The 16,779-nt window shown below is 62.6% G+C and carries 13 protein-coding genes and 2 pseudogenes; 8 read left to right on the top strand and 7 right to left on the bottom strand.

All coding sequences use genetic code 11. The features are described 5' to 3' along the window. Positions 1-107: 107 nt before the first annotated feature. From CJU94_RS33680 to CJU94_RS33665, 4 genes are all read right to left on the bottom strand, one after another. Complete coding sequence (locus tag CJU94_RS33680) at positions 108-374, bottom strand: DUF4148 domain-containing protein (RefSeq protein WP_095423004.1); 267 nt, start codon at positions 372-374, stop codon at positions 108-110. Positions 375-1,104: 730 nt separating this feature from the next. Then, positions 1,105-2,022, bottom strand: a complete 918-nt coding sequence (locus CJU94_RS33675; RefSeq protein WP_157763844.1) for a metallophosphoesterase — start codon at positions 2,020-2,022, stop codon at positions 1,105-1,107. A gap of 874 nt (positions 2,023-2,896) precedes the next feature. Beyond that, positions 2,897-3,073, bottom strand: a complete 177-nt coding sequence (locus CJU94_RS33670) for a hypothetical protein (protein WP_244221134.1) — start codon at positions 3,071-3,073, stop codon at positions 2,897-2,899. 536 nt (positions 3,074-3,609) lie between these two features. Then, positions 3,610-4,527: an AraC family transcriptional regulator gene (locus tag CJU94_RS33665; RefSeq protein WP_095423001.1), complete on the bottom strand. Its 918-nt coding sequence runs from the start codon at positions 4,525-4,527 to the stop codon at positions 3,610-3,612. 104 nt (positions 4,528-4,631) lie between these two features. Here CJU94_RS33665 and CJU94_RS33660 point away from each other — a divergent pair, with 104 nt between their 5' ends. Then, a complete protein-coding gene (locus CJU94_RS33660; RefSeq protein ID WP_095423000.1) occupies positions 4,632-5,381 on the top strand; it encodes an SDR family oxidoreductase in 750 nt (249 codons plus the stop codon). Between the two features lie 105 nt (positions 5,382-5,486). Here CJU94_RS33660 and CJU94_RS42630 read toward each other — a convergent pair whose 3' ends face one another. Both CJU94_RS42630 and CJU94_RS33650 read right to left on the bottom strand, forming a co-directional pair. Continuing rightward, the gene (locus tag CJU94_RS42630) at positions 5,487-5,732 is read right to left on the bottom strand and encodes a helix-turn-helix domain-containing protein (protein ID WP_157763843.1); all 246 of its coding nucleotides are present in this window, start codon (positions 5,730-5,732) and stop codon (positions 5,487-5,489) included. After that, positions 5,689-6,150 carry a cyclic nucleotide-binding domain-containing protein gene (locus CJU94_RS33650; protein ID WP_157763842.1) on the bottom strand — a complete coding sequence of 154 codons (462 nt, stop codon included), beginning with the start codon at positions 6,148-6,150 and terminating at the stop codon, positions 5,689-5,691. Before CJU94_RS33650 ends, CJU94_RS42630 begins: the two co-directional genes overlap by 44 nt. A 244-nt stretch (positions 6,151-6,394) precedes the next feature. On the opposite strand from CJU94_RS33650, the gene CJU94_RS33640 reads away from it, so the two are divergent. The 3 genes and pseudogenes from CJU94_RS33640 to CJU94_RS33630 all read left to right on the top strand — a co-directional run. After that, positions 6,395-6,820: a TspO/MBR family protein gene (locus CJU94_RS33640; RefSeq protein WP_157763841.1), complete on the top strand. Its 426-nt coding sequence runs from the start codon at positions 6,395-6,397 to the stop codon at positions 6,818-6,820. A 519-nt stretch (positions 6,821-7,339) separates the two neighbouring features. After that, a pseudogene (locus tag CJU94_RS33635) lies at positions 7,340-8,107 on the top strand (MFS transporter); the annotation flags it as partial. Beyond that, positions 8,034-9,306: pseudogene (locus CJU94_RS33630) on the top strand (M81 family metallopeptidase); the annotation flags it as partial. The pseudogenes CJU94_RS33635 and CJU94_RS33630, both read left to right, overlap by 74 nt. 101 nt (positions 9,307-9,407) lie before the next feature. Here the strand turns inward: CJU94_RS33630 and CJU94_RS33625 are convergent. Continuing rightward, a complete protein-coding gene (locus CJU94_RS33625; protein WP_095422996.1) occupies positions 9,408-10,358 on the bottom strand; it encodes a LysR family transcriptional regulator in 951 nt (316 codons plus the stop codon). Between the two features lie 345 nt (positions 10,359-10,703). Between CJU94_RS33625 and CJU94_RS33620 the strand changes: the two genes are divergently transcribed. The 4 genes from CJU94_RS33620 to CJU94_RS33605 are packed head-to-tail and all read left to right on the top strand — an operon-like array spanning position 10,704 to position 16,753. After that, positions 10,704-12,200: a UbiD family decarboxylase gene (locus CJU94_RS33620; protein ID WP_095422995.1), complete on the top strand. Its 1,497-nt coding sequence runs from the start codon at positions 10,704-10,706 to the stop codon at positions 12,198-12,200. A 13-nt stretch (positions 12,201-12,213) separates the two neighbouring features. Next, positions 12,214-12,879: a UbiX family flavin prenyltransferase gene (locus tag CJU94_RS33615; protein WP_095422994.1), complete on the top strand. Its 666-nt coding sequence runs from the start codon at positions 12,214-12,216 to the stop codon at positions 12,877-12,879. Continuing rightward, positions 12,876-15,935, top strand: coding sequence for a xanthine dehydrogenase family protein molybdopterin-binding subunit (locus CJU94_RS33610; protein ID WP_425272242.1), 3,060 nt, complete (start codon positions 12,876-12,878; stop codon positions 15,933-15,935). The genes CJU94_RS33615 and CJU94_RS33610 overlap by 4 nt, the downstream gene beginning before the upstream one ends. Further along, positions 15,932-16,753: an FAD binding domain-containing protein gene (locus CJU94_RS33605; RefSeq protein WP_095422993.1), complete on the top strand. Its 822-nt coding sequence runs from the start codon at positions 15,932-15,934 to the stop codon at positions 16,751-16,753. Before CJU94_RS33610 ends, CJU94_RS33605 begins: the two co-directional genes overlap by 4 nt. Positions 16,754-16,779: the final 26 nt, after the last annotated feature.

Genomic DNA, 16,779 nt, shown 5'->3' with positions numbered 1-16,779 from the left:
GCGCGACTCGGTCTCGTGATTCCGGCAAAAAAACGAGTGCATTTCCAACGGTGCCTGTAACTCCGCGCGGCGCTGAACGGCGCGCGGCGCCAGGAAACCATTTCCCGTCAGTTACCACCGCCATAGAGCGCATTCAATCGATTCAATGTGCCGTCCTTTTCGGCACGCCACAATTCCTGATAGACCTCGGCGCGGGTCTTTCCGACGTGTGCACCGCTATCGCTTCCACTCGCCAATGTGCCGCCCACTGCGTCCGACGTCATCGCAGCGTTGCTGTTGGATGCCGTGCTGGACGTATCCGCGTTTTCATTCGAATAGGCCAGTGTCATGCCTAACGTCAAGACGGCAACAGGGATCAGGGTAAGGATCTTCATCGTATTCTCCAGAGTGTCCGTGGAAATGCCCCGGCGCAGTACAACTTGCTCGACAGCGGCGCCGGACTTGGTGCCGGGTCACGAAAGGGCGTCAGACGGCCCTGAAAGAACGGCACACACAGGTATTACCGAAGGGGGACATCTTTTATTCCCATGCCGTCAGCGTTTGTGAGGTCATGGCCGTCCGGGTGGGCGAGCGCTGACCGTCACCTATGTTTCAAACTGCTTTCTATTTCTGCCGGCTGTCGAGAATACTTTTCTCCGCGCTAAAGGCAGCGATGGGAGGCGATGCATGGCAAAGAATTGACGGGACTCGCGCGCGTTGCCACACACATGCAGAAAAGGTGTCCGAATCCGTCGTCGCTTGCTTATCGGACCCTCGCATTCCCCTTCGCCTGGGTCTTTGCCATGAGCGACGTCCCGAGAGAGGTTGCGGCACCCGGCGGCGACACGGGACGTCGAGTTAGTGGACAGGTTGCGCGTAAAGGAGCGCGAATGGGGTTCCTGGATCGCGGACTGTTGACCCGAGAAGCGGGTCTATTCCGGCGCATCCTCACTGTTCGAGGAAGGCGTGCGTTCGCATGACCGCCAGGTTAACGAGACGATGTAGGTCGATTGCTAGGTGTGCGCTGCAAGATAGTCTGAGACGCGGCGAATGACTCTCATCCTTCATTTGCGTGTCCCAGTCTTGCCGCCTCCCGGACCCGTGGCGCCTAAACATTTGTCGTTACTAGAGTTGCCCAGATTTGCGAGCCGGCAAGTATTGCGCTATCTGGCTAAATGCAGGTGTCGCGCGGGCGCCTTGGCTCAGCAGGGTGGGGATTTCATCGAGGCGCAGCAGTGTCAGGCTGCCGCCGTACACAGCGCCCGTGTCCACGTTTATCACATTGTGGCTCACTTTCGGCTCAGGTGAGGGCGTGTGTCCCACGATGACAGCCGCGACTCCTTCCACCCAGCCATACGCGCCACGGTGTCCGGACCCAAACCGCTTGAGCATTCGCGCTGCGACGCGGCGCATCGACCCGAAACTTCTCTTTCCTCGCAGATTCCAGCGTGACCGGTCCCAGATCGCCTTACTGCGGATCTTCCCGTCAATACCTTCCTGCATCAGCGCTTCGACCGTTTTGGACCACGATCGCAGAGGCACATCGGCATGCACGATGCCGACCAGACCAAAGTCCGTCTCGATTTCTATCGCGTAGGGAAGGGCCGCCATATAGGCAACGATAGCGTCGATGGACCTTTCGTCTCCCGCCATGTCGAGTAACCAGCCGCCGCCATTGTTCCGAACGAAGCCGTCACTGGCGCCACAAAGACGCCAGCGTACGATCGAATCCTCATGATTGCCGCGCACCGACTGGATGTCGTACCGACGCACCACGTCGAGGACCGCTGGCGATTCGAATCCTCTGTCTATCAGGTCGCCGACGGCAAAGACCCTGTCCCGGGAACGGTCGAACTGGCTAGCCTCGAGTTCCCTTCCTAGCCGCGTAAAACATCCGTGGAGGTCACCGACCACAAAATCGCGACCAGACGTATTTTTTTTGAAGCGCCGAACGGGTACGAATGTCTGTTGCATATTTTGCCGCCAAAAAGGGATGTCCACGCTGAACTCTCGTGGGAAGTGAGCAACGATCGCAATGTTCACGCAATTTCTGAGAGCGACAGGCGCGGCTTTGTGTATCTGTTCTACTTCATATGAGCCGCGTGGGTCCACGAGTCCTGGCCGTCCTGCGCGCGAGCGTCTCGAAACGCTGCCTCGCAGAGTGCGCATCCGATAGCGTTACTCAGCCGCCGGTGTGAGACGATTTCGAGCGAAGACAGGGAGACGTGGCACAGAGCCAGTGTCCGCTGCCAATTGACCGGCAACAGTATCTGTTTGTAACGAGATGTGTACTTTAAAGAAGGCGCTATTCGGGGCGATGGATTGATTGACGTTGGCTCTGTTGGCACAGACGTGTCTGGGACACTCACACCCTCAGTCAGATTCTGCTTCCATGGTTTGTACATTTACTGTCGGTTACAAGTGCATGTCGGGTTCGCACGTCACGGCCAGCGGCCCGCCCGCGTCGGACACGCTGTTCCCAGCGTTTAGACTTGGGAGATTCGGCCACCGCCTGCATCGTCTGGAGGGATCTGGGTCTGTCGTGGTCAGGCACGCTGAGACCCAGGTGTCGAGCGCGTTCGAGTGCTATCCGCACGGGCCGGAGGTTCCCGCCTGGCGCTGATCGAGCGTTTCCCTCAAGCGTATAGCGTCACTCCTATTGGACGCTTCGGGCTGGCAATCGTCGATCGATCTTCTAAGCACACTCGCGCGCAATGACCGGCACGCATGCGCGAGCTGGCGGGCACCTGTCCAGAAATGGCCGTAACTGCTGCATGGAGGTAGATTTGCCAGTCGTACAGCCAGCACAATCAGTTGTACGACTAAGTATCAGGGCGGACAAAAAATCAGGCCTGGTTTTTTAGCGATTACGCCGACAAGTTGCTCCAGCACTATCGCACTAAAAGTGGTGGATCGTTCAACCGTTGGTCGATTTGAAGGCGCGCACAGCATGGGCCGCCGCGCTCTTCTTTCGCAGCTGCAGTTCTTCCGCGAGCAGTGTCTGGAATAGCGCCGTATTTTTTTGACCATACAGCTTGAGGAATTCTTCGATTACCTCACGAATGGCGCGTTGCTCGGTTTCGGGCGTAAGCATGCTCGCGATATGGGAGCATCCCCGAGCCAGCTCCACCAGATAAGTGCTGCGTGCAGACGATAACGTCTCTCCGCTTCTTCGGCTCCGTGGCATTGTTCCTTTTCGCTCTCATTTTTTCTGGACTTTATCGCGCGTGGAAGAAACTAGCTGCATTTTCCGCTGCTTGACGTCCTCTCATTATTCTCTATTCGATTGTAGAGGGCGATGCTGAAGGAAAGCTTAAGGGCAATCCATCGCGACTCCCGACATGAGGTGGCTAAAACCTGAGAGAACATATACCGATGGCAAATGGTATCGGCGTATCTGCGACCAGCTGACAACCTCCGTGGGCGTCGATTTGATGCTGCCGCTCGGCTTGACCACGGGGCTGACTTATCAGGGCACCTTCGGCATGAGCGATCACGCGCGAAATCACCAATTCGTGATTCGGCTATCGCTGCGATTCCGAGCCACTGGCAATTCGACTAGCGCATCGGCATTCGGCCGCATGGGTAACCAACCTCGCGTCCTGTCGGGCGTGTGGTCTTGTCTCTATCTCACGTGTCGTCGGTGATCACCTGCTCCTCGCGCGCGTATTGTGCAGGCGGCCGCCCGACGTGCCGCGTGAAGGCGACGCTGAAGGTGCTGGCGGAACTGTAGCCAACGCGTTGTGCGACCTCGGCGACAGGCTCTTTATTGCGGCGTAGCAGGTCCTTCGCGAGCGCCATGCGCCAGGTGAGCAAGTATTCCATGGGCGCCATCCCGACCGTGCGGTTGAAGCGTTCAAAGAAGGTCGAGCGCGACAGGGCGGCTTCCTTCGCGAGTTCGGCAACCGTCCACGCGCGGGTAGGGTGTTCGTGCATCACGCGGATCGCGGCCGCGAGGCGGGTATCGGACAATCCGCGAACCAGCCCCGGCGACGCAGTCGTTTCCGCCGTGGACCGCAGCGCCTCGATGAGCAGCACTTCCAGCAATCGTGACAGCACGACCTCACGCGCAGGCCGCTGCGCACGTGATTCGTCGCGTACCAGTTGCACAAGGGTGGCCAGCCGCTCTACGCCGCGGACGTGCACGATTTGCGGTAGCAGAGAGACCAGCAGCGATGCGTCGGGTGAACCGAAGCTGCAGTGGCCGACCATCATGCGCAAATCCACCCGGCCATCCGGCTCGCCGATTCCGAATTCATTGTTGCCCAGCGCGATCGGCGCGAGCGTTTCAACTCCCAACGGTGGCGGTACGAGGCTGGACATCGCGACGTCATAGGCCGCGGGAATCAGCACGAAATCTCCCGAGACGAGGTCGATGGGCTCGTGTTCGTCGATCTGCATGCGGCACGCGCCCTCGAGGATCACGTAGTAAAGCGGCTGACCGCTATCCGAGCGGCGCACGCGCCATGAGCCCGCACCGAGAACCACTTTGGAAAAACGCGCGCCCGGCTGCAGCAGCGTCACGACTTCGGCCAACGGATCGATCATCGCCGGACTCTTGCAAATGAAATTTGGATTTTAGATTGTAGCGAGTACGGTATCAGCGGTCTATCGTAAGGGCATACGTAAACCACCTCACCCCAGGAGTTCTCATGAAAACTGTTCTGATCACTGGCTGCTCTTCCGGATTCGGCCTCGAAATCGCCCGCTATTTTCTGAACCGTGACTGGCAAGTCGTGGCCACGATGCGCACGCCACGCGCTGACGTGCTGCCGCCTTCAGACCGCTTGCGCGTGCTGACGCTCGACGTCACCGATCGGGAAAGCATCCGCAAAGCTGTCGTGGCGGCCGGCCCGATCGACGTGCTCGTCAACAATGCGGGCTTTGGCGCGGCGTCTCCCGCGGAACTGATCCCGATGGCGACAGTGCGCGACATTTTCGAGACCAACACCTTCGGCACGATTGCATTGACGCAAGCGGTGCTGCCCCAGTTCCGGCAGCGTCGGGCTGGCGTCGTCGTGAATGTCACGTCGAGCGTCACGCTCAAGGCGCTGCCCCTGATCGCGGCTTATAGCGCGAGCAAGGCTGCGGTTAACGCCTTTACCGAGTCCACGGCGCTCGAAGTCGAGCCGTTCGGCGTGCGGGTCCGGCTGGTACTGCCGGGCCGGGCGCCCGACACCCGGTTCGGTGAGAACGCGCGAGCCCGCATACACGGCTTCGACCACGCGGCATACGCGGATCTCGCCGGCAAAGTCGTCGCGGGGTTGCAGGACACGTCTTCGCCGATCACCCGGGCAGCGGACGTCGCCGAAGCCGTGTGGCGCGCCGCGACGGACCCGTCGTCCCCAATGCGCATTCCGGCCGGTGCGGATGCCGAGGCATGGGCGGCGGAGGTTCGCTGACCGGGCGGGACGTCTAACGTAGCAACTACCTTTCGCGTAACGAAGCGGCCCATTTTCGACGATCACTGCTGCCCCGCGCCTTGATCAAAATTTGGAACGGCCAGCCTATCCATTGCCCAGCGTGCGCAATGCATTTGGGTCGAGAACGCGGATACGGCGGCCCTCCTTCGCAATGAGACCTCGAAGTTCTAGAGACGAAAGCACCCGTGAAACTGTCTCACGACTCACCTTTGCCATCGCGGCAATTGTCGCGTGACTTCGCGGGTCAGCGGGCGCTGCATCCAAATCAGCAGCCAGATCCAGATCGTCAACGATTACCGCAGCTACACGCGCAGCGGCGCGCGGGATCACGCCTGCTGTGGCAATGGACGAGGTGTCCAACTAAAGACGCGAGAACGCCGTTCAGCGCGATTGACACAAGAGGTTCGCAAAGTACCTGGCGCGCCAGCGTCCGGCCTATCATGGCCACCGTGCTCTCGCGATTGGCTATCACATTGATGTTACTTGGTCGGCTTGAAATGATTGGAACCGCTCCTATGGATCCACCGGCGGAAACAGTGGTGATGGGTGCTTCATCGCCTTTCTCCGGTAGCCTCGATACTCTTAGCTGCCCCGATAGGATGAGCAACAGCGGTGATTCGACCTCCCCTTGAAACGCCACATAGGCACCGCTTTTGAAGTTCACCACCCGCGCTGCGTTCGCAAGACGCTCAATTGTTTTTCCGTCCGATGTAGCGAACAGCGTCTGCTGTGCCAGACTGGCCTTCAACTCTATTATTTCATTCATTGCTTTTTGGTAACTGGCGAAAGTTACCGAATTTCAGGAGTTTGACACCGGGCACGTGTCATCCTCGTTCGCGCACTTGATCTTCCCCGACACCCACCGCCAGGCGATCGACTTGTCACGTCGCTCGCCTGCGCGGTTCGCAGTCTCGCGGTAAAAGACGATAAGAAATAGACACGGATCGATATGGAAAGACAGGATCAGCCGCAAGCCGATTGACAGGTCCAATTTGCGTCAATCCTCTGGCAGCGAAGGCGCGACTGCGCTCTGTTTCGGCTATACCCATATAAAGGCGGGCAGGGCTTCGTCATTACGTCGCCGACCGCAAACTCAGATTGCTGCCGGCGTCGAGAAGGCCGAGCTCGCTGCCGATCAGGCGAACACGGCGACAGTCAATCAGACGATGCAGGTTGAGGCGAGGGCAGATCACTGGCGCACGTATGCATGGCGGCCGTTCGTCGGGTTCTGTTTCGGGTTTGCGTGGATTGGTGCGTATTTCATCATCCCGGTGCTGCGCGGCTGGTGGCCGAACATCGCGCAGCCGAGCTTCCCGCCCGAGGCGTGGATCGCTATCGGTGGCGTGCTCGGCGTTGCAAGCTTCTTCCGGGGCAAGATGCAGGCCAATCCGACCATTTCGGCTGACAGCCGCGGTTGATGAGGGCCGGCGCGCGTGGACGCGCCGGCAATGCCTATGGCTCCTCATGCCGCCCAATAGACGAACGGCATCGATGGGCGATGGGTTGTATAACCGCTAGCAGAAGCGTGCCGTGAAGCAACCCGTCGCATGGTTCGCTGAATTGTTGCCGATGGTCGCGCGCGTTTTCCTATTGTTTGGCTGCCTGGGAGAAAGCGGCCAACGTCGCTTGTCAAAGGAGGTTCTGGGAAGTAGGAGATAAACGGCGCGGTTGAATTCAATGAATCTCCGGGCGAGACCCGAAAGAGGCTTCGGGATCTCGCGATAAAGCCGATCGTCAGGTACTCCGAGAACAGGGAGAAGGTGGCGGCCCGGTACGTAGGGAAGTAGTCCCCTGGCGGTCATCGCAGCCCTGGGCGACATTGGCGACGTGGCGACACGAAAGCGGAAGATGGTCCAGGCCCCTGGGCGCCATGGAGACTGTGGCGACATGGAGACCGATACGGGTCGCCAACCTGCGAGAGGCGTGCTGTCCGACCGGTGCCCAGCAATCTGCTGCTTCCGAAGATCGGTCCGAGAAAGACCATCAGCCGGATTATGGTGCTGTGGGGTGCAACATCGGCGGCCATGCTGTTCGTTCATTCCAAGCCAATGTTCTACGCGATGCGCTTCCTGCTCGGCGCCTTCGAAGCGGGTTTCGCGCCCGGCATGATCTTCTATCTGACCTACTGGTATGGACGCGCCCGCATGGCGCAGGTCATGGCGATCGTGATGCTCGCCGGGCCGATCGGCGGCATGCTCGGCGGCCCGCTGTCGACGTGGATCATGACGTCGTTCTCGGGCACGCACGGGTTGGACTGCTGGCAGTGGATGTTTCTCATCGAAGGGCTGCCGTGCGTGCTGTTCGGCGTGCTCGCGCTGTTCGTGCTCGACGACCGGCCCGCCGATGCGCGCTGGCTCAGCGACGATGAGGTACGCCTGCTCTCCTCCGAGATCGATTCGTCCGGATCGCATCATTCGTTCGCGCAGGTCGCGAAGGACCCGCGCGTCTATCTGCTGGCGCTGCCGTACTTCTGCTTCATCTGCGGCATCTACGCGGTGAGCTTCTGGCTGCCATCGATCATCAAGTCGGCGGGCGTCAGCGACACGATGGAGATCGGCTTGTACTCAGCAATTCCGTACGTCGCGGCGGCGATCGCCATGACGCTCGTGGGACGCAGTTCGGACCGGCGCGGCGAGCGCCGCTATCACAGCGCGGTACCGGCGCTCATCGGCTCGGCGACGCCTGGGCTCGCGACCGCGTACTCACACGTTCGACGCCGTCTATCTCGACCTGCACGGCGCAATGGTCGCCGAGCATGTCGACGATGGAGAAGGCGAAGTGCTCGCGCGCGTGCGTGAGGTAGTCGGCGGGCACGTGCCGATCGTCGCATCGGTGGATCTGCATGCGAACGTCACCGAGCGTATGCTGTGTTCAGCCGATGCGCTCGTCGCGTACCGGACGTATCCGCACGTCGACATGGCGGCAACCGGCGAGCGCGCGGCCATGCTGCTCGAACGGCTGATGGCGGGCGAGACGCTGCATCGGGCATCGCGCCGGCTGCCGTTTCTCATCCCCGTCAATGGCATGTTGCACGCTGCTGGAACCGGCGCGCAGCATGTTCGAGCGCGTTGGCGCTGCTGAGGCGGGTGACGTCTTGTCGGCTTCGTTCGCGCCGGGTTTTCCGGCGGCAGACTTCCCCGAATGCGGCCCGGTCATCTGGGCATACGGCAGTACCGCCGACGCCGCGGATACCGCCGTCGAGGCGTTTTATCGACGCATGATAGATGACGAACTCGCGTGGCGTGTCCCATTCCTCTCACCGGACGACGCCGTGCGTCAAGCAATGCAGTTGTCGGAACGTGCGACCCGTCCGGTCGTGATTGCAGACACGCAGGACAATCCCGGCGCGGGCGGCGATGCCAACACGATGGAGATGCTGCGCGCGCTCGTGCGTCACGGCGCGAAGCGGGCGGCGATCGGCCTGATCTGCGATCCGGACGCTACGGCGGCGGCGCATCGAGCGGGCCTGCACGCGCGGATCGACATCGCGCTGGGCGGACAGTCGGGCGTGCCTGGTGACCGACCGTTTACCGGGCGTTTTGAAATGATGTTCCTCTCTGATGGCCGCTGCCGCTACGACGGCCCGATGATGAACGGCATGCTCGCGGAACTTGGCCCGGTCGCGTGCCTGCGCATCGACGATGTGCTGGTCGCGGTCAGTTCCGGCAAGGCGCAAATGCTCGATCGCAATCTGTATCGCGTGGCGGGCATCCAGCCGGAAGAGATGAAAATTCTCGTCAACAAGAGTTCGGTGCATTTTCGGGCCGACTTCGAGCCAATCGCCGAAGCGGTGCTCGTCGCGAAAGCTCCCGGCCCGATGACCGCGGATCCCGCTGATCTTCCATGGACGCGTCTGGCTGCCGGAGTTCGCACGCGGCCGGGCGGAGAACCATTCCGCAGCTAGCGACATCGCAGGACGGCATGGCCGGCGAGACGCCACCGGCGCAATCTATCAGTGGCTTATCCGCTCATGTCCTAACGGCTTTCTGACAGGACGGAAGCCGATCATGAATCAATTCTCGAAGCGGTCCCTTGATCATCCGTGGCACAGGGCGTCGATTCGCTCGACACTTCACGTAATTCGTCGGCGATGATGTCGATGAGCGCCTCGGCAGCAGCGCTCAACGGTCGCCGCGGATGACTGATGCGCACGATATGGCGTACGATGCGCGGCGCGAGAATCGGATAGGCGCGCAACGCGCCTCGGCGCACCGCGCGTTCAACCGCGATGCGCGGCAGGATCGTCGCAAAGCGGGTGCTTTCGACGAGCTTCACGATCGTGCTCAACACATCGATTTCGAAGCGCGGCGCAAGCAGCACGTCCTCATGTTGCGCGGCCGTATCGAGCACGCCGCGCAGGCCGTGGCGCTTGGTGGGCAGCACGAGTTCGAGTTCGGGTAGTTGCGCGAGCTCGATCGCATGCGGCAGTTCCGGGCCGTGTTCAGCGCTGGTGACGAGCACCATTTCTTCATCGAGGAGCGGCTGCGAGTCGAGCGACAGGCGCGAGCGCGGCTTGTTGATCAGCGCGGCGTCGAGCTGGCCGCCCGACACCCAGTCGATGAAGGTCGCGGTGTAGCCGTCGGCGACGGTGACTTCGACATGCGGATAGCGCGCGTGAAAGCGCGACAGCGAATCAGCGAGCACGCTTTCCGTCACCGATGCGATCAGCCCGATCGACACGTGGCCCGTTACGATCTCGTCGCGCTGAACCATTTGCTGACGCGCATGCGCGAGATCGCGGACGATCGGCAGAAAGAGGCGGTACATCAGCCGTCCGGCGGCGGTGGGCGCCATGCCGTGCCCGCCGCGGTCGAACAGTTGTTGATGCAGTTCTTCCTCCAGTTTGGCGATCTGCATGCTGAGCGCCGGCTGCACGATGTTCAGGCGTTTGGCGGCGCGCGTCACGGAGCCGTCCTCGAACAGCGCGATGAAATAGTGGATCTGCTTCAGGTCCATGAGAGGTCCATTTGACGTCCAGACGGGGCGCTGCGGGGTGCATCACGAAAGTTAATATCCGCTGCGCGGGCCATCAGGTCACTCACGAAAGCCGGCGAAAACCGCACACCGCGTAACTATCTGAAAAGCTGAGAAAGACCCTTACTGGAAGGGTTGCCTATTGATAACCGAGCGCACGAAGGGCGTCATCGGGGCTAACACTGATATCAAAACAAATGATGAAAAGCATCAAAAAACAATATTAGAAGTTATAGCCCGTTCTCGTTACGCTTCATTCCAACTTGCTGCATATCCGCCCGACAGACTCGTTCCGGCGCCCGACGGCAAGCACCGATGGAGACGCAAATGAACTCACGCGATGCCGCAGGCAGCGGCACACCTCAATCCTCATGGGCACCGCAGAGCATCGCGCCGACGCTTCGCCACTGGCTTGAACGCCTGTCGGCAACGGGCCGCGTCGCGACCATCGATCAGCCGGTTTCGCTCCAGCACGAACTCGCGGCAGTCGCCAAACGGCTCGACGGAGAACAGGCCGCCATCTTTCTCAAGCCCGGCGGCCACGCCATTCCGGTGGTGAGCGGCTTCATGTCGAAGCGCGCGTGGATCGCCGAGGCGATGGGCGTGCCCGAGGCCGCGCTGCTCGAACGCTTTCGCGATGCGGCCGGGCATCCGCTTGCCTGGCACGAACTGCCACGCGAGGAGGCCGCGTGCCAGCAGGTCGTCCGCACGCAGGGCATCGATCTGCACGCATTGCTGCCGATCCCGACACACAGCGAGCACGACAACGGTCCCTACATCACGGCCGGGCTCGTGATTGCGCGTAATCCGCGGACCGGCATCCAGAATGTGTCGATCAACCGCATTCAGGTGCACGCCCCGGACCGCATGGCGATCCTGATGTTGCCGCGTCATCTGCTGGCGTTCTATCAGGCTGCGGAAGCGGCGGGAGACGCCCTCGACGTGGCGATCGCGATCGGCGTCGATCCGTTGACGATGCTGGCGTCGCAGGCCATTTCCCCGATCGACAGCGACGAACTGGAGATCGCCGGTGCCTTGCACGGCGCGCCGCTGCCGGTCGTCAAGTGCGCGACGAACGACGTGCGTGTACCCGCGTTTTCGGAAATCGTGATCGAGGGCCGCATCCTGCCCAAGGTGCGCGAGCCCGAAGGTCCGTTCGGCGAATTCCCGAAGTACTACAGCGCGCGCGAAGCGCGTGAGGTGATCGAGGTGACGGCAGTCACGCACCGCGAACAGCCCATTTATCACACGATTGTTCCGGCTGAAATGGAGCATCTGCTGCTCGGCGCCATTCCGCGCGAAGCGACGTTGCTGGCGCATCTGCAGCGCAGTCATCCGGGCGTGAAGGACGTGGAGTTGTCGGTGGGCGGCGTGTGCCGGTATCACCTGTGGGTCCAGTTCGACAAGAAGCGCGAAGGCGAAGCGAAGAACGTGATTTTGTGCGCGTTCGGCGCGCACTACGACATCAAGCAGGTCGTCGTCGTGGATACCGATGTGGACGTGCACGATCCCGCCGAAATCGAATGGGCGGTCGCGACGCGCTTCCAGGCGGATCGGGATCTCGTGATCGTGGCCGGCGCACAGGGCTCGCCGCTCGATCCATCGACGACCGTCGGCCAGCCCGACGATGCGCCGCCGCACATGCAGGGCGTCAGCGCCAAGATGGGTCTCGATGCGACGCGCCCGGTCGTCTATCCCGCACATGTATTCACCCGCGTGCGGATTCCGGGGCAGGACACCGTCGATCTCGACCGGCTCGTCGCCACGAACAACGCGCCGTTCGATGCCTACCTGCACAGCGACCAGTTGCGCGATGCGGTCTGAGCGAGGCACAGCCATGCAGTCAACGCAATCGCGTGAACGGATCGTCGTCGGCATTTCGGGTGCGAGTGGCGCAGTCATCGGCGTGCGGCTGCTGGCGGCCTTGGGCCGGCTCGGCACGGTTGAGACGCATCTGATCGTGTCGCCGTCGGGCGCCATTACCGCTGCGCAGGAGCTCGGTCTTACGCGTTCAGACCTCGACGGCCTCGCCGACGTCGTCCACAACGTGCGCGACATCGGCGCGGCGGTGGCGAGCGGCTCGTTTGTCACCGCGGGCATGGTGATCGCGCCGTGCTCGATGAAAACGCTGGCGAGCGTCGCCAACGGTTTCGCCGACAACCTGCTGACGCGCGCCGCGGACGTGATGCTCAAGGAGCGTCGCCGTCTCGTGCTCGTCGCACGCGAAACGCCGCTCAATCTCGCGCACCTGCGCAACATGACGCTCGCCACCGAAATGGGCGCGATCGTGATGCCGCCAGTGCCCGCGTTCTATGCGCACCCTCAAACCGTCGACGACATCGTCGATCACACGGTCGGCCGGATCATGGATCTGTTCGGGATCGAGCATCGCGAGATTGCGCGCCGCTGGAGCGGTCTTGCCAGTGAGTTCAACCGACGCGAGAACGACGAGGGCGACGACGCCCATGCAGCCGCCACGCGCGGGCAGGGAGCAATGAATTGAATCAGCGCGATACAGTTGCCGAACTGGTGGCGGATGCACGGCCCGCCGGCGAGCCCGACACGTCGGAGCGCCAGCGCCAGCGGCACGTGGGCCGTTCGATGGAACGCGTCGAAGATCCGGCGATCCTGACCGGCCGCGGACGTTACGGCGACGACATCGCCGTCAAACCCGGCACGCTGCACGCCGCGGTGTTGCGCTCGCCGCACGCCCATGCGGAACTGCGCAGCATCGACACGGACGCTGCGCTCAGACTGGCCGGCGTGCGCGCCGTGCTCACACGTGACGATCTGCCGGGCTGGTCGCGGCCGTTCGTGGTCGGCGTGAAGTCGCCCATGGAGCAGTGGGCGCTCGCGATGGACCGGGTGCGCTACGTCGGCGAACCGGTTGCCGTGGTGCTGGCCGAATCGCGTGCGCTCGCTGAAGACGCGCTCGATCTGATCAAGGTCGAGTACCAGACGCTGCCGCCGGTGACCTCGATCGAAAACGCGATCGCCGACGATGCGCCCGTTCTGCATCCGAAGGTCGGCACGAACGTGATCAGCGATCGTCACTATCGCTATGGCGAGCCCGAAGCGGCTTTCGAACGCGCGCCGCATCGCGTGACCATCGACGCGCACTATCCACGCAACACGTGTGCGCCGATCGAATGCGGCGTGGTGATCGCCGAGTATCTGTCCGGCGATGAAGGTTATGACGTCACGTCGAATTTCATGGGGCCGTTCTCGCTGCATGCGGTGATGTCGATGGCGCTGAACGTGCCGGCGAATCGTCTGCGGCACAAGGCGCCGCGCGACTCGGGCGGCAGCTTCGGCGTGAAACAGGCGGTGTTTCCGTATGTGGTGTTGATGTGCCTTGCGTCGCGCAAGGCCGGTGCGCCGGTGAAATGGGTCGAGGATCGCCTCGAACATCTGAGCGCGGCCACCTCGGCCACCGCGCGCCTGACGACGCTCGAAGCCGCCGTTGAAAGCGACGGCCGCATTACCGCGCTTTCATACGACCAGATCGAGGACTGCGGCGGCTATCTGCGTGCGCCGGAGCCTGCCACGTTCTACCGGATGCACGGCTGCCTGACGGGCGCTTACGCGATTCCGAATCTCGTCGTGCGCAACCGCGTGGCGCTCACGAATAAAACGCCGACGGGCCTCGTCCGCGGTTTCGGTGGGCCGCAGGTGTATTTCGCGCTTGAACGTCTGATGCAGCGCATCGCGATCGAACTGAAGCTCGAGGTGCTCGACGTGTATCGCCGCAACTTCGTCGCCGCCGATGCGTTCCCGTATCGCGCCGCAGCGGGTGCGCTGCTCGATTCCGGCAACTATCAGGAAGCGCTGCGCCGCTCGCTCGCCGAAGGCGGCTACGACGAACTCGTCGCGCGCCGCGATGCGGCGCGCCGCGCAGGACGTCTGTATGGCATCGGCTTTGCGGCGATCGTTGAACCGTCCGTGTCGAACATGGGCTACATCACGACCGTGATGCCCGCCGAGGCGCGCAAGAAAGCCGGCCCGAAGAGCGGCGCCATCGCGAGCGCGACAGTCAGCGTCGATCTGCTCGGCGGCGTGGTGGTGACGATTGCATCGACGCCGGCGGGACAGGGGCATATGACGGTCTGCGCGCAGGTTGTCGCCGATGTGCTGGGTTTGAATCCGCACGACATCGTCGTCAACGTCGAGTTCGACACGCACAAGGACGCGTGGTCAGTGGCGGCGGGTAACTATTCGAGTCGTTTTGCCGGTGCGGTGGCCGGCACGGTGCATCTGGCAGCGATGCGTGTGCGCGACAAGGTGGCCCGCATCGTCGCGAAGCAAGCGGGTTGTGCGCCCGAGGACATCTGTTTCGAAGACGGCCGCGTCTTTGCGAAGGGCAAGGAAGACCGCGCGCTGCCGTTTGGCCGCGTCGCGAGCAATGCGCCGCACTGGGCGCCCGCGCTGTTGCCCGAGGGCGAAGAGCCGGGCCTGCGCGAGACGGTGTTCTGGACGCCGCCGCACATGGACGCGCCCGACGAGCAGGATCGCATCAACACATCGGCGGCCTACGGTTTCGCGTTCGACATGTGCGCGGTCGAAGTGGACCGCGCAACCGGCCGGGTGCGCATCGACCGCTATGTGACCGCACACGACGCCGGCACGCTGCTCAATCCGGCACTCGCCGACGGCCAGATTCGCGGCGCGTTCGCGCAGGGCCTGGGCGCGGCACTGATGGAAGAGTTCCGCTACGGCGCGGACGGCAGTTTCCAGTCGGGCACGCTCGCCGACTACCTGATGCCAACCTCGTGCGAAGTGCCTGATCCGATGATCGTGCATCTGGAAACGCCGTCGCCGTTCACGCCGCTCGGTGCGAAGGGGCTCGGCGAAGGCAACAACATGAGCACGCCGCCGTGCATCGCAAACGCAGTGGCCGATGCACTCGGCGTCGAGGATATCCGCTTGCCGCTCACGCCTGCGAAGGTGATGCACCTGATCGGCATTGACGATCCGCCGCCTTCGCGTCCCGAGTTACTTGAAGCGGCTGCGGCCGCCGCGTCGAACAAGGCGCTTGCAGGCGGCAAGGCGCTGACGGCGCGGGGCACTGTCGATCTCGACGCCACACCCGAAGCGATCTTTGCGGTGCTGTTGGACCCGCAGGCGCTCGCGAAGGTCATTCCAGGCTGCCACGCGCTCGAAGCGACCGGACCGAACCAGTATCGCGCCGATGTGACGGTCGGCGTCGGCATGATCAAGGCGCGCTTCGAAGCGCGGATCGGGTTGTCGGATATCGACGCGCCGCATCGTCTGCGCCTCGCGGGCGCCGGCAGTTCGCCGCTTGGCACCGCGCGTGGCGAAGGACTCGTGGAACTGACGCCCACGGAGCACGGCACGCGGCTGTCGTACGACTATGAAGCGCAGGTGTCGGGCAAGGTTGCGGCAGTCGGCGGGCGGATGCTCGAAGGCGCGGCGAAGGTCGTGCTGCGGCAACTGTTCGAATCACTGGGCCGGCAAGCATCAGGCAAGCCCGTCGACGAAGGCCGCGCGCAAGGCTCGTGGCTCTCGCGCTTCCTCGCAATCTTCAGGAGCAGAACATGAAGCCGGCGCCGTTCGATTATCTGCGCGCGACGAGTACGGAACATGCGCTCGAAGCGCTCGCGCATGGCGGCGAAGACGCACGCGTGCTGGCCGGCGGCCAGTCGCTGATGGCGGTGCTGAACATGCGCCTCGCGCAACCGCGCTGGCTCGTCGATATTTCCCGCACCGACGAGTTGAATACGGTGCGTGTCGACAACGAGGCGGGGCAGCTCGTTATCGGTGCGGCGGCAACGCAGGGCAGCGTCGAGTGGCGCCCGTCTCTGCGCGACGAAGTGCCGTTGCTCGCTCTCGCGTTCCCGCACATTTCCCATTTTCAGATCCGCAATCGCGGGACCGTGTGCGGCTCGATCGCTCACGCGGATCCGAGCGCCGAGTTGCCTCTCGCGTTGGCAGCCCTTGGCGGCGATGTGCTGCTGCGCTCGACAAAGCGCAGGCGCGTGCTCGCCGCCGAGGACTTTTTTCAGGGGATGTTGATGACGGCGCGCGAGCCGGACGAACTTGTCGAGGCCGTGCGGTTTCCGCTGAAAAAGCCGGGCGAGCGCTATGGCTTTGCGGAATTCTCCGCCCGTCATGGCGATTTCGCCCTCGTGTCGTGCGCGGCGGTGGTGACGGATAAGGCGATCCAGATCGCTGTGGGCGGCGTCGCCGACCGGCCGGTGGTGGAGCGCTGGCCGCGTCTGCAGGGCGACGACTTGCGTACTGCATTGAACGATTTGAGCTGGAAGCTGGGCGCGCAGGACGACGCGCATGTCAGTGCGACATATCGCCGGCATCTGGTCCGGCAACTGGGATGGCGCGTGATAGAGGAGGCGATGTGAGCAAGACCCCGAAGACCCCTGTTAAT

The sequence above is a fragment of the Paraburkholderia aromaticivorans genome, assembly GCF_002278075.1.
Taxonomy (GTDB): Bacteria; Pseudomonadota; Gammaproteobacteria; order Burkholderiales; family Burkholderiaceae; genus Paraburkholderia; species Paraburkholderia aromaticivorans.
The sequence above is the reverse complement of the archived record's forward strand: the minus strand, read 5'-3'. Positions and strand labels throughout refer to the sequence as shown.

Coding starts and splice junctions, on each gene's coding strand:
- CJU94_RS33680 (WP_095423004.1), bottom strand. CDS start 374: ATGAAGATCCTTACCCTGATCCCTGTTGCCGTCTTGACGTTAGGCATG.
- CJU94_RS33670 (WP_244221134.1), bottom strand. CDS start 3,073: ATGCTTACGCCCGAAACCGAGCAACGCGCCATTCGTGAGGTAATCGAA.
- CJU94_RS33665 (WP_095423001.1), bottom strand. CDS start 4,527: ATGATCGATCCGTTGGCCGAAGTCGTGACGCTGCTGCAGCCGGGCGCG.
- CJU94_RS33660 (WP_095423000.1), top strand. CDS start 4,632: ATGAAAACTGTTCTGATCACTGGCTGCTCTTCCGGATTCGGCCTCGAA.
- CJU94_RS33625 (WP_095422996.1), bottom strand. CDS start 10,358: ATGGACCTGAAGCAGATCCACTATTTCATCGCGCTGTTCGAGGACGGC.
- CJU94_RS33620 (WP_095422995.1), top strand. CDS start 10,704: ATGAACTCACGCGATGCCGCAGGCAGCGGCACACCTCAATCCTCATGG.
- CJU94_RS33615 (WP_095422994.1), top strand. CDS start 12,214: ATGCAGTCAACGCAATCGCGTGAACGGATCGTCGTCGGCATTTCGGGT.
- CJU94_RS33605 (WP_095422993.1), top strand. CDS start 15,932: ATGAAGCCGGCGCCGTTCGATTATCTGCGCGCGACGAGTACGGAACAT.